At 68.7% G+C, this 15,398-nt stretch carries 16 protein-coding genes; 9 read left to right on the top strand and 7 right to left on the bottom strand.

Annotated elements, in window-relative coordinates:
- The first annotated feature begins 58 nt into the window (after positions 1-58).
- Positions 59-343: a hypothetical protein gene (locus tag BN1959_RS05635; RefSeq protein ID WP_053947717.1), complete on the top strand. Its 285-nt coding sequence runs from the start codon at positions 59-61 to the stop codon at positions 341-343.
- Here the strand turns inward: BN1959_RS05635 and BN1959_RS05630 are convergent, their stop codons facing one another.
- Genes BN1959_RS05630 through BN1959_RS05615 form a run of 4 tightly spaced genes read right to left on the bottom strand, consistent with a single transcriptional unit; the run spans position 344 to position 4,189 of the window.
- The gene (locus tag BN1959_RS05630; protein WP_053947716.1) at positions 344-1,456 is read right to left on the bottom strand and encodes a M24 family metallopeptidase; all 1,113 of its coding nucleotides are present in this window, start codon (positions 1,454-1,456) and stop codon (positions 344-346) included.
- A 37-nt stretch (positions 1,457-1,493) separates the two neighbouring features.
- Positions 1,494-2,291 (bottom strand): CBS pair associated ParBc domain-containing protein, encoded by a 798-nt coding sequence (locus BN1959_RS05625; RefSeq protein WP_053947715.1) that lies wholly within the window; start codon positions 2,289-2,291, stop codon positions 1,494-1,496.
- Between the two features lie 39 nt (positions 2,292-2,330).
- Positions 2,331-3,845: a DHH family phosphoesterase gene (locus BN1959_RS05620; RefSeq protein ID WP_053947714.1), complete on the bottom strand. Its 1,515-nt coding sequence runs from the start codon at positions 3,843-3,845 to the stop codon at positions 2,331-2,333.
- Between the two features lie 53 nt (positions 3,846-3,898).
- The gene (locus tag BN1959_RS05615; protein ID WP_053947713.1) at positions 3,899-4,189 is read right to left on the bottom strand and encodes a transcriptional regulator; all 291 of its coding nucleotides are present in this window, start codon (positions 4,187-4,189) and stop codon (positions 3,899-3,901) included.
- A 92-nt stretch (positions 4,190-4,281) separates the two neighbouring features.
- Between BN1959_RS05615 and BN1959_RS05610 the strand changes: the two genes are divergently transcribed.
- From BN1959_RS05610 to BN1959_RS05590, 6 genes are all read left to right on the top strand, one after another.
- A complete protein-coding gene (locus BN1959_RS05610; protein WP_053947712.1) occupies positions 4,282-5,250 on the top strand; it encodes a nucleotidyltransferase family protein in 969 nt (322 codons plus the stop codon).
- Positions 5,251-5,370: 120 nt separating this feature from the next.
- Positions 5,371-5,514: a hypothetical protein gene (locus tag BN1959_RS15010; RefSeq protein ID WP_202594648.1), complete on the top strand. Its 144-nt coding sequence runs from the start codon at positions 5,371-5,373 to the stop codon at positions 5,512-5,514.
- A 6-nt stretch (positions 5,515-5,520) separates the two neighbouring features.
- Positions 5,521-6,501: a halocyanin domain-containing protein gene (locus BN1959_RS15225; protein ID WP_237560304.1), complete on the top strand. Its 981-nt coding sequence runs from the start codon at positions 5,521-5,523 to the stop codon at positions 6,499-6,501.
- Entirely contained in the window at positions 6,502-8,229 is a 1,728-nt protein-coding gene (locus BN1959_RS05600) for a cytochrome c oxidase subunit I (protein WP_053947711.1), read from the top strand.
- Positions 8,230-8,232: 3 nt separating this feature from the next.
- Entirely contained in the window at positions 8,233-9,288 is a 1,056-nt protein-coding gene (locus BN1959_RS05595; protein WP_053947710.1) for a protoheme IX farnesyltransferase, read from the top strand.
- A 2-nt stretch (positions 9,289-9,290) separates the two neighbouring features.
- The gene (locus BN1959_RS05590) at positions 9,291-10,022 is read left to right on the top strand and encodes a hypothetical protein (protein WP_053947709.1); all 732 of its coding nucleotides are present in this window, start codon (positions 9,291-9,293) and stop codon (positions 10,020-10,022) included.
- On the opposite strand, the gene BN1959_RS05585 is transcribed toward BN1959_RS05590, so the two are convergent.
- Entirely contained in the window at positions 10,023-10,391 is a 369-nt protein-coding gene (locus BN1959_RS05585; protein ID WP_053947708.1) for a cupin domain-containing protein, read from the bottom strand.
- Between the two features lie 113 nt (positions 10,392-10,504).
- Here BN1959_RS05585 and BN1959_RS05580 point away from each other — a divergent pair, with 113 nt between their 5' ends.
- Complete coding sequence (locus tag BN1959_RS05580) at positions 10,505-10,738, top strand: DUF7542 family protein (protein ID WP_053947707.1); 234 nt, start codon at positions 10,505-10,507, stop codon at positions 10,736-10,738.
- A gap of 163 nt (positions 10,739-10,901) precedes the next feature.
- On the top strand, positions 10,902-12,785 hold the full coding sequence (locus BN1959_RS05575; protein ID WP_053947706.1) for an ABC transporter substrate-binding protein: 1,884 nt from the start codon (positions 10,902-10,904) through the stop codon (positions 12,783-12,785).
- A gap of 24 nt (positions 12,786-12,809) precedes the next feature.
- On the opposite strand, the gene BN1959_RS05570 is transcribed toward BN1959_RS05575, so the two are convergent.
- Both BN1959_RS05570 and BN1959_RS05565 read right to left on the bottom strand, forming a co-directional pair.
- Complete coding sequence (locus tag BN1959_RS05570) at positions 12,810-14,444, bottom strand: Na+/H+ antiporter NhaC family protein (RefSeq protein ID WP_053947705.1); 1,635 nt, start codon at positions 14,442-14,444, stop codon at positions 12,810-12,812.
- 187 nt (positions 14,445-14,631) lie between these two features.
- Complete coding sequence (locus tag BN1959_RS05565; RefSeq protein ID WP_053947704.1) at positions 14,632-15,336, bottom strand: diphthine--ammonia ligase; 705 nt, start codon at positions 15,334-15,336, stop codon at positions 14,632-14,634.
- Positions 15,337-15,398: the final 62 nt, after the last annotated feature.

The following is a 15,398-nucleotide window of genomic DNA, read 5'->3' as shown; positions in this document are numbered from 1 at the left end:
TTCTCACACGCCGGGGCTGGCCTGAAGGGTTTTCACGCCGCCCGCCGTCAGTACCGACATGGCCGACGACAGCGACGCCGACACCGTCCGCGTCTGGCTCGTCGAACGCACCTACTCCGACGACGAGCAGAACATCGTCATCCTCGTCTACGCCACCCCCGACGGCGAGCGCTACCTCCGGAAGGAGCGGGCGCTCACCTCCTTCGGCGACCGGCGGGACACCACCGCGGGGATCGACGCAGACCCCGGCAACCTCGGCGAGACCGGCGACGACAAGCGCGAACAGTACGCCGCCGAGGCCGAGCGCATGGCCGCCCAGCACGACCCCGACGACCTAATCTAGTCAGCAGCGCCAGCCACGGTCGGTGTCGTTCAGTCGCTCGCAGCCGTCCTCGGTGACGACGACGAGATCCTCGATCCGGACGCCGAACTCCCCGGGCAGGTAGATCCCCGGCTCGACACTGAACACCATCCCCGGCCGGAGTTCGCGGTCGTTCCCCTCGACGACGTACGGCTCCTCGTGCACGTCGAGACCGACGCCGTGGCCGGTGCGGTGGATGAACTCCTCGCCGTAGCCCGCGTCCTCGATCACCGCCCGGGTGGCGGCGTCGACGGACTCCGCGGTGACGCCCGGTTCGACTGCATCCACGCCCGCCTGCTGGGCCTCGCGGACGATCTCGTGCACCTCGCGGTACCGCTCGCTGGGCTCGCCGCCGAACACGAGCGTTCGCGTCTGGTCGGCGGGGTAGCCGTCGACACGGGTGCCGAAGTCGAGCACCACCGGCTCGCCGGGCGCGATCTCTCGGTCGGAGTGGTGGTGGTGTGGCTTCGCACCGTTCGGGCCGACACCGACGATCGTCTCGAAGGCGACGCCCGTGCCGCCGTTCGCGTCGAGCAGTTCTTCGATCTCGGCGGCGAGCTCGGCCTCGGTCAGCCCGAGCGCGTCCGCGCCCATCGCCCGGAGCTCCCGCACCGTCTCGTCGGCGACGGCGCCGGCCCGGCGCATCGCGTCGAGTTCGGCGTCGTCCTTCCGGACCCGAAGCTCGCCCAGCACCTCGCTCGCGAGGCCGAACGTCGCGCCGGGGAGCGCCTCGCGGAGGTCCTGCGTGAACAGCGCCCACATCGTGTCGTCGACGAGCAGGCGGCCCTCGCTCATCCCGAGTTCGGCGGCGATCTGGGCGATCGTCGGGACGGGGTCCTCGGCGTCGCTCCACGTCCGCACCTCGCCGACCCACGACGCCTCGCGGACCTGCTCGCCGGAGAGCTCCGGGACGAAGAAGACGGGCTCACCCTCGGCCGGGACGAAGAGGAGGAAGTGGCGTTCGCCGGGGTCCTCCGAGTAGCCCGCGAGGTAGCGGAGGTTCCGGCTGGGGAACAGGACGAGCCCGTCGTCGCTGCGGTCGCGGAGTCGTTGCTGGGCATCCCGTGTTCGCCGTCGGAAGCTGTCGTCGTGCACAAGGAGAGGTACGCCGCGGGGGAGGAATAGCTGCCGCCTACTGCAGTCGCTTGGTCGTCTCGATCAGCGGGTGGCGGGCGTAGTCGACCACCGCCACGTCGTCGATGGAGTCGAGTCCCTCCTGCTCGGCGGTGCGCTCCATCCCCAGCGTGATCGGCTCGGCGGCCTCGACGACGATGACGTAGGCGTCCATCTCCTCGATATTCGACCGGTCGGCGGCCAGCGCGCGGTGGTGGCCGTCGGTCAACAGCAGGAGCTCCTTCTCCCCGGTCGCGTTGGCGATGACGACGAGCGGCTCGGCGAGCCCGTGTTCGAGCTCGTAGCGTCGCCCTTCGAGTTCGTCGGCGTACACCCGGTCCTGCGTGGGGACGAGGTCGTCGAGGCGGACCTGCCGGCGCTCCTCGCTGACCGTCACGTCGTGGATGTGCTGGAGCGTCTCCATCAGCTCGCCCACCTTCTCGGGGGTGGCGCGCTCGATCTGGCTACGCACCACGTCGGTGTTGGAGATGATGCCCGTGAGGTTGCCCGCGTCGTCGACGACGGGCAGCTTCTGGATCCCCGAGCGGAGGATCACTCGCGCGGCGTCGGTCACGTCCATCTCGGGGTGGGCGACGACGATGTCCTCCACCATCACGGTGAAGATCGGTGCCGCCTCGTCGGCCAACAGCAGGTCCCGCGCGGAGACGAACCCCTCGACTTTCCGGCCGTCGGTCACGGGGAACCCGTTGTGGTCGCTCTCGGCGATCTGTCGCGCCACGTCGCCGACCGTGTCCTCGGCGTCGACCGTCGCGACCTCCCGGGTCATGTACTCCTTGACCCGCGTTTTGGCACTCATCACTCGCCGTTCGGGCCCGGCGACGAAAAAGGGACAGGCTCAGCCCTCGGTGTCGTCGTCCGCAGTGTCAGTGCGTCCCGACTCGTCGGGCAGCGCGACCGACGCCGCCCCCTCGGGGGCGTAGTCGTACTCCAGCGAGTCGTCGGCCGTGGGAGCGTCCGGCGCGTCCGACAGCGCGTCGAAGAAGCGCCCCTCGATTACCTCCGTGACGATCTCCGTCAGCGAGCCGGTGCGGTCGGAGCCAGTCTCGGCGAGGATCCCCAGCGGGATCTGGGCGCCGGCCATGTCGGCGTGGCCGCCGGCGTCGCCGATGGCGCCGAACGCGTCCCGCAGCGTCTCGCCGAGGTCGAGCTCCGAGCCACGTGCCCGGCCGGAGACGTAGATCGTCTCGTCCATGAACCCGTAGACGAGCGTGATCTGGACAGCCTCCATGTCGAGCAGGCGCTCGGCGGCCTGTGCCAGCGCGTCGCGGTCGCGGACCTCGCCGACACAGGTCGAGAGCGCGCCGTCGTCGACCGTGCGGTTCTCGATCGCCGCGGCCAGCACGGACACCGTCTCGATCGAGAGGCTGGGCGACTCCACCCGCGAGAGCGTGTCGGCGTCCACGTCGGGAATCAGCGACGCCGCCGCCGCGAAGTCGGCCTTCGACACCTCGCGGGTGAACTCCTTGGTGTCGACCTGGATGCCGTACAGCAGCGCACTCGCGGTCGTCGTGTCTATGGGCACGTCGAACCGGTCGAGGTACTCCGTCAGCAGCGTGCTCGTCGCGCCGACGCCGCTGCGGAGGTCGACGAACTCGCCATCGACTGCCCCCCGCGGCGGGTGGTGGTCGATCACGATGTCGATCTCCGTGTCTTCGGGGAGGCTGTCGTTGACGCCGGCCCGGGAGTGATCGACGAGTGCGACGCCACCGTACGCCTCGATATCGCCGGCTTCGAGCCGGACGATCGGGAGGTCGAGCAGGTTCACCAGCGCGCGGTTCTCCTGGTGGCTGATCTCGCCGTGGTAGCAGGGATCGGCGTCGACGCCGATCCGGTCGGCCAGCCGACAGAGCGCGACCGCGCTCGCGATGGCGTCGGGGTCGGGGTTGTCGTGGGCGACGACGGCGACTGGCTCCTCGGCGTCGAGCAGCGCCCCGCGCAGGCCGCGGGCGCGCTCGCTCTCGAAGCCGACCGTCCGGTCGAGCACGCGCCCGGCCAGCGCCTCGGTCGGGTCGATCAGGCGGTCGACCGTGTCGCGGATCGCGTCGACGGTGTCGGGCCGTGCCCCCTCGCCGGCGTAGGCGATCAGCATCGCGTCGGGGAACGTCTCGCGGGCGGCCGCGGCGACGGTCCGGTTGCGCTCGGGCTCGTCGCTCGCGACGAGCACGATGTCGGCGTCGGGCGCGTGAGCCGCCGGATCCGTGGGGTCGCCCTCGACGGCGGCGATGCTGGCCTCACGGAGGCTCTCCGCGCGGGGTTCGTCGTCGGTGACGACGGTCGTCTCCCCGTGGGGCAGTCGCTGGATGAGATCGAAGCCGACCGCACCGCAGCCCAGCACCAGCCGGGTGACCATACCCGTGGCAGTAGGTGGGTGCGGGAAAGCCTTACCGTCCCGCGGAGAGAGCGCTACCGCGACTCCACCACCAACTGCGGCTCGGCGAGTCGCTCGCAGTTGCACTCCGGACACCGGCTCGGCGCCGACAGCGGGTCGTCGAACCCCGCAAACCCACAGTCCTTGCACTCCGGCGGCGCGACCAGCAGCTGCTCGTCGTCGTTCGCGAGGCTCTTGGCGACGTGGCGGGCGTGGTCGTAGACGACGCTCGTGGGCACGCCGACGCGCTTTGACAGCTCTCGCGGCGTTGCCGGCTCGCCCCGGAGCGCGTCGACGATCCGCTGGCGGGTGGTCGACTCCTCCATGGGCGCCGTTGGGGCGGCGCGAACAAACGCCTTTCCGCTGGCCGGAGGAGAATTGAAAAAGCGTTTACCGTCTCCCCCCCGAGCAGGGTGCCATGAAGGCTATCGTTCTCGCGGGCGGCTACGCCACGCGTCTCTGGCCGATCACCCGCAACCGCCCGAAGATGTTCCTCCCCGTCGGCGAGGGGACCGTCATCGACGACGTGTTCGCCGATCTGGAGGCCGACGAGCGCGTCGACGAGGTGTACGTCTCGACCAACGAGCGCTTCGCCGACGACTTCCGCGAGTACCTCGCCGACAGCGAGTTCGAGAAACCGATCGTCTCCGTCGAGGAGACCGTCGACGAGGACGAGAAGTTCGGCGTCGTCGGCGCCTTGGCCCAGCTCATCGACCGCGAGGGGATCGAGGACGACCTGCTCGTCGTCGCCGGCGACAACCTCATCTCGTTCGATCTCGCGGAGTTCGGCGACTTCTTCCAAGAGAAGGGGACGCCCTGTCTCGCCGCGTACGACGTCGGCTCGAAGGAGCGAGCCAGCTCGTACGGCCTCGTCGATCTGGAGGGCGACCGCATCGTCGACTTCCAAGAGAAGCCCGACCAGCCCAAGAGTACGCTGGTCTCCATCGCCTGCTACGCGTTCCCCGCGGAGACGCTGCCGCAGTTCGACGAGTACCTCGCCGGCGAGAACAACCCCGACGAGCCCGGCTGGTTCGTCCAGTGGCTCCAGTCCCGTGAGGCCGTCCACGCCTTTACCTTCGACGGCGCGTGGTTCGACATCGGCACGCCCGAGAGCTACCTCGACGCCGTCGCGTGGAAGCTCGACGGGGAAAACATGATCGCCGAGGACGCGACCGTCGACGCCGAACTGGGCGAGAACGTCCACGTCATGTCCGGCGCGACCGTCGAGGGGGGCACACTCGACCGGAGCGTCGTGTTCGACGACGCCACGGTCGTCGACTCCTCGCTGCGGAACTCGATCGTCGACACGGCGAGCTACGTCGAGGGGCTGGACCTCTCGGGGGCGCTCGTCGGCGCTCACTCCGAGATCGCGGACCGCGAGGAGTAGGACGTCCGCGGCCGCCGTTCTCACACCCGTTCCGAACCGCGAGTCGCATCACCCGCCGTGGCCGCCACGGCGAATACGTTCGGGAGTAGGTTCAGGGGGTTGTTGCGTCGTGTTCCGGGTATGTCGACGGAGAGTGAGACGCCACCGTGGCCACAGCAGTTGCTGGACAGCATCTGGCTGCTCGCGCTCGCCGCCATCATCTACTGGATGTTGGCGTACGTCGTCTGGGGGGTCGTGGACGTGCTGACGGTCCCGATGGGGTGATCGCCGATGGACTCCCCGATCACCGCACCCGACGGCGACTGGTGGAGCGAGAAGATCAACCGACGCGAGTCGATCTGGCTGGGCATCAGCGGCGTCTGGGCCCTGACGCTGTTCGGCTGGATGCTCGGCTGGACCGAGTTCGGCGCGCAGAACCAGACCGGCGAGACGTACGAGGTCTCGACCGAGGCGCTCCGGCAGAAGGTCCAGACGTACAAGCAGTCGGCGGGCACGCTCACCGTCGACGGCGAGGAGCTGCTCGTCCCCGCGGAGAACGACGTGTACGTCGGCGCGCTCCAGTGGGGGTGGGACGGGCTGCCGGCGGTGCTCAGACCCGGCGAGACGTACCGGTTCCACCTCGGCTCCTACGACGTCCAGCACGGCTTCTCCGTGCGCAACGCGGACAACCTGAGCCAGCAGATCTCGCTGCAGGTGCTCCCCGGCTACGAGTGGGTGCTGGAGATGACGTTCGACGACCCGGGCACGTACCACGTCGTCTGCAACGAGTTCTGCGGCGAGGGGCACCGCTCGATGCACGGGAAGTTCGTCGTGCAGGACTACGACGAGTCCGCCGTCACTGCCCCCGAGGAGAGCGAGAACGGGTCTGGGGGCGACGCCGACTACGGCGGCTGGTTCACCGGCGACGCCGCCGGCGGCGCGACGGAGAACTACGACGGGACGACCGTCGACGAGACCGGCGCCGATCAGGTCACCGTCACCGTCGGCAGCGACGGCGAGGGTGGGACCGCCGCGTTCGACCCGCCCGCGGTCTCCGTCTCGGAGGGGACGACGGTGACGTTCGAGTGGGCGTCGAACAACCACAATCTCCTGGTCGACTCCCAGCCCGACGGTGCAAACTGGGGTGGACACGAGCCCCTCGAGAACGAGGGGTTCAGCGTCGAACATACGTTCGAGACGGGTGGCGTGTACGCGTACTACTGCGAGCCCCATCTCGGCATCGGGATGAAGGGCGTCGTGGAGGTGGTCTAGATGTTCGGTTTCAGCACCTACGAGTACGACAGCGACGGTTTCCGAGAGTGTAACGTCACCGGGCTCAGCATCCACAAGTCCGCGGAGGACATGGTGAAGCTGTACGGCCTGACCGCGATCCTCGCGCTCGCGATCGGGGGCGCGTTCGCGGTGGCCGTGGCGCTGACCCGCTGGGAGGCGATCGGCCTGCTCTCGGCGGGCGACTTCTACACGTACCTCAGCGTTCACGCCTGGAACCTGCTCATCTTCTGGATGGTGTTCATGGAGATCGCGATCCTCTACGTCGGCGGCCCGTTCGTGCTCGGCCGCCGGCTCTCGCTACCGCGGGTCGCGAAAGTCGGCTGGGTGGTGATGGCCGCGGGCGCCGTGCTCGTCAACGCCGCCATCCTGCTCACCGAGTACCCCAACCAGGCGCCGCTGCTCACCTCCTACGTCCCGCTGCCGTCGAGCTGGCAGTTCTACCTCGGCGCGAGCGTGTTCGTCCTCGGCGCCATCGTCGCGGCGGTGCCGTTCCTCGCGACTCTCTGGAACCACCAGCAGGAGAACCCGAGCAAGACGCTCCCGCTGGTGACGTTCGGCGCGTTCATCACGAGCATCGTCGCGCTGGAGGCGCTGCTGGGCGGGCTGATCACCTACGTGCCGACGCTGCTGTGGCGCGTCGGCTACTTCGAGAGTATCGACCCCGCGTTCTACCGGCAGATGTACTGGATCATCGGCCACGGGAGCCAGCAGATCAACCTGCTGGCGATGATCACCGTCTGGTACTTCCTGACCCACGTCGTCGGCGGCGCCGTCGTCGCGAGCCAGAAAGTCTCCCGGGCGGCGTTCGTGCTGTACCTGTTCTTCATCAACCTCGGCGCGGCCCACCACCTGATGTCCGACCCGGTGGTCTCCGCCGGCTGGCGGATGTGGAACACCTCCTACGCCGCCTACGGCGCGGTGCTGGCGAGTATGATACACGCCTTTGCGATCCCGGCCGGCCTCGAAGTCGGCCGCCGGGCGAAGGGGAAAGCCGGCGGCCTGTTCGGCTGGCTCTGGTCCAGCCCCTGGGACGATCCGGGGTTCTCGGCGACGATTCTGAGCATCATCCTCTTCGGCTTCCTCGGCGGGATCACCGGCGTCATGATGGGCCAGATGCAGCTCAACATGACCTGGCACAACACGCTCGCGACGGTCGGCCACTTCCACGCCACCGTCGCGACCGGGACGACGCTGGCGTTCATGGGGCTGGGCTACTACGTCCTCCGGCTGGTGTTCGGGCGTGACTGGTCGCTGGGCCTTCTCGCGAAGATCCAGCCGTATCTCTACGGCGGCGCGATGGGGCTGACCGTCCTGATGATGATGTACACCGGCATCCTGTTCGGCGTGCCCCGGCGCCACCCCTCGGTGATGGATATCCCCGGGACAGCGTTCAGCTTCTCGGCGGCCAAGCCGTTCTTCGCGGTGTTCGGCGTCGCCGCGATACTGGCCATCCTCGGCGGCGCGCTGTTCGTCGTCGTCGCCCTGGCGTCGCTGCTGTTCGGGGAGCCGTTCGACGGCGGCCCCGTCGGCGACGTGCAGCGCGCGGCGGCCGACGGCGGTGAGCGAACCGACGGCGACGGGAAGGCCGCCCACGCCTACAGCATGCGCGGGACGTTCGTGCTCTGTCTCGTGTTCCTCGGCGCCTTCGTCACGCTCTGGGCGCTGAACTGGTACCTGCTCTCGACGATCTGGCAGATCGGCCCCTAACTCATGGACACCGAACTCCCCACACACCTCTGGTCGTTGGTCAAGCCCCGCATCGTGACGCTGCTCTGTGTCACCGGCGCGTTCTCGCTGCTCGCCGCCGGCGGCGCGTCGGCGGTGACGCTCGCGGGCTTTGTCGTCGCCGGCGCCTGCGTCGCCGCGAGCGCGGCGGCGTGGAACTGCTGGTACGACCGCAACCTCGACCAACACATGGCGCGGACCGCCGACAGGCCGCTCCCCAGCGGCCGCCTCGACCACCGCGTCGCCGCCGCGTTCGCGACGGCGCTGCTGCTCGCCGGGACGGCGCTAGGGCTCGCGCTGCTCCCGCTTCGCTCCGTGGTGTACATGCTGCTCGGGTTCGCCGCGTACGTCGGCCTCTACACGGTGGCGCTCAAGCGACACCACTGGCTCGGCGTGGTGCTGGGCGGCTCCGCGGGCTCGTTCCCCGTCCTCGCCGGCTGGAGCGCCGTCCGGCCGCTCACGGTCGAGCCAGTGCTGATGGCGCTAGTCGTGTTCGCGTGGACGCCCGCCCACGCGTGGGCGCTTGCGTACGTCTACCGCGACGAGTTCGCGTCGGTGGACGTGCCGACGCTCCCGGTCGTCGTCTCGACGGCGACGGTCCAGCGCGGGATCCGGTACGCGGTCTGGTCGACAGTCGCGACCGTCGCCGCCGTCGGCATCTTTGCCGGCCCGCCGTACGCCGCCACCGCCGTCGTCGGGAGCGCGCTGTTCGTGCTCGGGTTCCGCCCGTTCCTCAGGGTCGGCACCGAGCGCGCCGCGGTCCGGGCCTTTTTCACGTCGAACCTGTTCCTCGCCGTCCTGTTCGCCGCGTGGGGCGCCGGCGGGGTCGCCCCGGGGCTGGCGCCGTGGAGCGGTCTGCTGGCGCTGGCCACGGTGCCGGCGCTGTTCGTCGGGATGTGGACCGCACAGCCGTCGCTCCGGGGCGTGCCGGCGTCGGTCGGCGGGGAGTGGCGGCCTGTTACCGACCGGCTGAGCGCCGGGGTGGCGGCGTTCCGACTCCGGCTCTCCGGAGAGCACGACCGGCCGGGAAAAGGTGAGTGACGATGTCCGGCGACTCTACCGACGGCGGGGCGAACGCCGAGGAGCCGTCGGTTAGCGTCGGCGACCTCCTCGGCAACGCCTGGGGAGCGCTCAAGACGGTGTACTACGCCAACTCGGTCAGCTGGCGGGTGCTGAAAGCCGGCGGGCTGGTCTTTTTCGGCTTCTTCCTCTGGGCCGGATCGAACCTCGTCTACTCGTACAACCCCGGGCTCGGCGTGCTGCGTTACCCGATGGCGTACGGGTTCCTGCTGATCGTCTACGGGCCGATCCACCACCTCGTGGTGCTCCCGCTCGCGTTCCGGTGGCGGCGGCGCCCGGGGCTCAGACAGCGCGTCGGGAAGCGACTGCCCAACGGGATGCTGGCGGCGTTTCTCGCCGTCGTCGTCGTGCTCGGGACGTTCCCGGCCGGGCCGATGGTCGTCGACTTCCAGAGCGCACTGGAGTCAAGCGGCGCCGACGTGAGCCCGGACCTGCTCTGTACGAAGTCGACGACGGCGAACGGGACGACAGTTCACTGCCACCTGAGCGAAACCGACGGCGTCGACCGGATCGAGGTGCGAAGCGGCGACAGCCGGCTGCTCACGGACGAGGATCCCCCCTACGAGTTCACGATCCACGACCGGGAGATCGAGACCGTCGCCGGGGAGAAGCGGTTCACCGTCCTGCTGCAGGACGACGACGGCACGATGGTCAGACGCTACACCCGCCGGCTAGCGATGGTCGACGAGGGGTAGCTACGGTTCGAACTCGTCGTTCTTTATCCCCCGTCGGACGGGCTCGTGCTCGGCGTCGCTCGGCGGCGGCGCAGTCACGAGCACGGCCGCCAGCCGCTCGTCGCCGGCTTTGACGCCGCGCTTCTCGCCGGCGGGGACTGTCACGACCGACCCGGGTTCGACCTCGTGAGTTCGCTTGCCGTCCCGGACGACGCCGTGGCCCGACTGAACGACGACGGTCACGTCGCTGTCGGGTGCGTGGACGGGGATGAACTGGCCGGGCTCGAAGTAGCCACAGACAGTCTTGCTGTGTGTCGTTTTGGACACCTCGCGGGCGGTGAACCGACCGTCGCTGTACGTGCGTTCGGCGTCGAGGCTCGTCGCGGGCATGCGTTGAGGTCCGTCCGGCGCCCGGCTCCCAGTTGTGCCGAACACGTTCACGGGTTCGGCGCGACGGTGTCGGGGACGCGGGTGCTAAGTGTACGGCCCCGGTAGGACCGGTAATGAGCGACGACCGAGTCACGGTCACCTGTGACGACTGTGCCCTCGCCGAGACGTTCGACTCGCTGGGTGCGGCCCGGGCGTTCGTCGAGGAGCACCGGACCGAGACGGGCCACGACCCGACGTGGGAGCTCCCCTCGCTCGCGTCAGGGGTCGAGCGCGCGGGCGAGGAAGCCGGCGTCTGCGGCCGCCCGGGCTGTACCGACACCGAGTCGCCGCTGTACCGGGACGAGTAGCCGTCCGTTCCAGTCCGGCGTCGATGGGGAGTGACGACGCCAAATTTTGCGTGGGTTGCATTCACAAATCACTATTGTGCCCATTGAGGACCCCGCTAACGGCTGTATTACTTCTAAGCATTTAGAAAGTCCTTTCAATACCCAAGAGAAATAACGCGGTACAGTGCGACGTTCGACTGCGGATCGACGGCACGACGACGGAACGAGTACTCGACGGCGCTGGCTGCAGGCGCTGGGTGTCGCGGGGACGGCTGGACTCGCCGGCTGTACCGGCGGTGACGGCACCGAGAGCTCAGACACGCCGACGACGGAGGGGGACGCGTTCGGCACCGAGGAGCCGACGGCGACCGACGGGGAGCTGCCGGACGTACGCGGAACCTACCGGACGGTGACTGCGGGCCGGGTGAACACGCTCAACCCCCTGTACAACCGCGCGGGGGGCGCGGGAACGATCATCGGCTTCGCCCTCGACGGCGGTTACACCTACCGGCCGGGCAACGACCGGTTCGACCAGCTCTACGAGCTGTCGTCCGACCGCGGCGAGGTGTGGACCGCATCGGTCCGGGACGGGCTCGAGTTCAGCGACCCGTACGGGCAGGTGACCGCCGAGGACTTCGTCTATCAGGTCCGGGAGCTCCACCAGTCCGACTGGGCGGCGACCGCCGCCGCGAGCAGCTGGCCCGACTCCGTGACGATCGAGCAGACCGGGGAGCTCGAGTTCCAGATCGAGCTCGAAACCGCGAACCTCCTCTACCCCGAGACCCAGGACCCGCTGCTGTACCCCGTTCCGAAGGCGCTGCTCGAACCGTACGTCGCCGAGACTGACGAACAGGGGCTCCAGCAGGACCAAGAGCTGCTGACGCTTTCGTTCACCGGCAACCTCGGCGCCTACACGCTGGAGGAGTGGAACCGGGGGAGCAGCCGCGTGTTCAGCCGCAACGACGACTACTACCTGCGGGACGTCGGGGACGCGCCCCGAGCGTTCGAGAAAGCGCCGTACTTCGAGCGGCTCGTCTCCGAGGTCGTGGCCGAGCAGTCCTCGCGCGTTGGCGCGCTCGAGACGGGCGAGACCGACAGCGCCGGCGTCCCGCCGAACCAGGTCTCCCGGCTGGACGACCTCGACGCCGTCAACGTGGAGATCGTTCCCCAGCCGTACAACGACGTGCTCACGTACAACATGCGGGACAACGGCTGGAACGCCGGTCCCGGGAACCTCTTCCGGAAGAAAGCGTTCCGGCAGGGGCTGGCCTGCGCCGTCGACAAGCAGCGGATGGTCACGGGAATCCAGCGCGGGTACGCGAACGTCGAGCACACGTGGCAGCCCCGCTGGTCGCGGTGGTACCCCGACGAGGCGGAGATCACGGAGTACGGCGTCGGCGAGCTGTACGGGCCCGAACCAACCCGGAGCCGGATCCGCGAGGCGATCGCTGACACCGACTACGAGTACGGCGGCGAGTATCTGCTGAACCCCAGCGGGACGCGGTGTCAGATCGACCTCTACTACAGCGCCGGCAGCAATATCGAACGGAGCAAGGCGCAGTTCATCGCCAGCGAGATCGAGGCCAACGCCGGCATCGTCGTCGAGCCCGAGGCGATCGACACGACGACGTTCAACACGGGGTACTGGCAGCAGGAGATCCCCGAGAACCCCGACGCCTACGAGTGGTCGAACGGCTCGTTCAACGCCGGACCTCGGGAGGTCACCAGCGCCAACGCGTGGGACATGGAGATCGTCTGGGGGCTGAACACCTACCCGCTGAACCCCACGACTGCGAGCAGCTTCTTCGTCAAGGACGACGACTACAACCCCTACGGCTACTACCCCGACTGGGACGCCCGAGGGCTGTTCGAGGAGGCCCGGGCCGCCCAGAGCGAGGCGGAGCTCCAGGAGACGCTCACGGAGATCTTCCGGCACATCACCGAGGATCAGCCGATGGGAATGCTTTCCTTCCCCGCGAACACGATCGGCTACGCCAGCGACATCGAGGGGCCCAGCCGGACGTACTTCAACGGCTGGGACTTCCCGGCGTGGCACCGCACCGAGTGAGCCGCCCGGCGCGGGAGCCGGGGGTCAGTCGTCCGACGGCGCGACCGTCTGCTCGGTCGTCGACGCCTTGGGGTCGACCCCCTTCCGGGCGGCGTCCCACTCCGAGAGCCCGTACACGACGCCGTACAGCACGCCGATCCCGACTGGGAGCAGGACCAGCGGCGTGATCCGGGTGACGCCCCAGACGAGCAGCATCGTGATCGCGACCGAGATCACCGTCAGCGCGTAGTAGATCTGGGTCCGGACGTGGTCGATGTGGTCCGCCCCCGTGAACGTCGAGGAGAGGATCGTCGTGTCGGAGATCGGCGAGCAGTGGTCGCCGAAGATGGCGCCGCTGAACACCGTCCCGACCGCGACCGGCAGCAGTTCCGGGGTAGTACCGCCGATCTGCCACGCCAGCGGGATCGCGATCGGCGTCACGATCGCCATCGTCCCCCAGGACGTGCCGGTCGAGAACGCGATCACCGCCGAGGCCAGCAGGATCACCACGGGCAACAGCGTCGGCGTGATGAACGGCTCCGCCGTGTTGGTGACGTACGTCCCCGTTCCCAGCGACGTGGTGACGCCGCCGATCGTCCACGCCATGATCAGGATCGACGCCGCAGTCAGCATCATACTGAACCCGTCGATCACCGTCTCCATCGCCTCCTCCAGATCCATCAGGCCCGCGATGGTGCCGGAGATGATCCCTACCGACACCATCGTGAACGAACCCCACAGCAGCGCGTCGACGAACGCCGCGTTGTCGACGATCTCGATGAACGAGGCGCCCGCGCCCGCGCCGGTGACGCCGGTGAAGGCGGCGCCGACGAACACGACCGTGATCAGCGAGCCGACCGGGATGAGGAAGAACCGAAGGCTGGGCGTGTCAGTCACCACGTCGCCGAGGCTGTCCTCGGCGCTCTGCATCGGCGTCGCGTCGTCACGCAGCACCTTCCCCTCCTTCCAAGAGCGGTGTTCGGCGTCGAGCATCTCGCCGAAGTCGCGCTGGGTCAGGACGATGATCCCGACCATCACGACCGCGAAGATGCAGTACATGTTGAACGGGATGCTCTGGAGGAACACCGTAAACGAGCCGGGCGCCTGCTCGGCGATCCCCGCGGACTCGTACCCCTGGTCGATCATGCTCAGCTGGTACACCACCCAGCTAGAGATGCCGAACGTCGCGACCGGCGCGGCCGTGGAGTCGACGATGTAGGAGAGCTTCTCCCGGGACATCCGCATCTCGTCGGCCATGTCCCGCATCGTCGTCCCGACGATCGCGGTGTTGGAGTAGTCGCCGAAGAACCACAGCATCCCGAAGATCCACGTCGCTAGGCCGACCCTGCGCTGGGAGTCGAGCCGGGAGGTGGCGTAGTTAGCGATGGCCAGCGCACCACCGAGCCGCCAGATCATGGCGACCCCCGCGCCGAGGAACATCACGATCATCAGGATCTTGGCGTTGAACAGGCTCGCACCGATCGACTCGGCGGTCCACTCGAGTGTCGTGACGAACCCGTGCCCGCCCGTGTAGATGACCGCGCCGGACCAGACCCCCAGGAACAGCGAGAGGATCGCCCGACGGGTGATCATCGCGAGGAAGATTGCCAACAGCGGCGGCAAAAGCGAGAGCGCGCCGAACTCCGACGTCTGGAGGGCGAGCGCCCCCAGTTCAGACATCGGGGCCACCCCCCGAACGACGCGTCGTCTGATCCCGACCAGTGCCCGTATCGTCTGGGAGTAACGTTTGTGACATATGTTACCTCTTACCGTGACGGCTAGTCTCTCACGGGGAAGTCTACATAAAACCACCGGCAGTGAAGCTGGTCAACGGCGGCGAGAAACAGGTCGGGGTTCGATCGGACGACTACTCGAGCCAGGCGTCCTCGACGACGACGTGTCCGCGCGTCCGCTCCCACTCGGTCGCAAGGTCCAGCCCGATCCGGCGGTCCATGTGCGGGCCGTCGACGACGAACGTCTCGAACTCCCCGCCCTCGCCGAGCACGTGGACGCCGTACTCGTCGTTGAGCGCCTGCAGCTCCGCCAGCGCGTCGGCGTCGAGCGTCCGGCCGAGCCAGGACTCGTCCAGGCCCGCGGCCGCGACTTGGACGATCACGATCTCGAAGCCGGCGTCGAGCATCTCGGTCGCGAGCGTCTCGGGGTCGCGCTGCCACAGCGGCGCGAACAGGTCGATCCCGAGGCGGTCACAGAGCCCCTCGATCCGGGAGGTCTGGTACTCACTCTCGACGGCGCCGGCGGTGACACCCGTCAGGTCGGTGTCGGCGGCGATCTCTCGGAGCGCGGCCTCCAAGGGTTCGAGCTCGGCGTCGCCCTGTGCGCCCGCGTCGGGCACGTCGTCGGCGCCGAAGTCGTCCGGTTCGACCTCCACGAGCGGCAGGCCGATGCTCTCTGCGGCCAGCCTCGCGAGATGTGTCGCCGGCGTGTGGTACATGTACGAGTCGCCCGCCGGGTGGACCGTCAGGAGGCGTTCCACGTCCAGCCCCTCCTGCTGGGCCCGGTAGAGCGCCCACGAGGAGTCCTTCCCGCCCGAGAACAGGCTCACCCAACTCATGGGCGTCACCAGCCGGGCCGGGAACATACGGGCACCGGTTCGCCGGCGGTTTCAGCCCGGAC

The organism is Halolamina sediminis (assembly GCF_001282785.1).
Classification (GTDB): domain Archaea; phylum Halobacteriota; class Halobacteria; order Halobacteriales; family Haloferacaceae; genus Halolamina; species Halolamina sediminis.
This window is presented reverse-complemented; position numbering and strand designations above follow the sequence as displayed.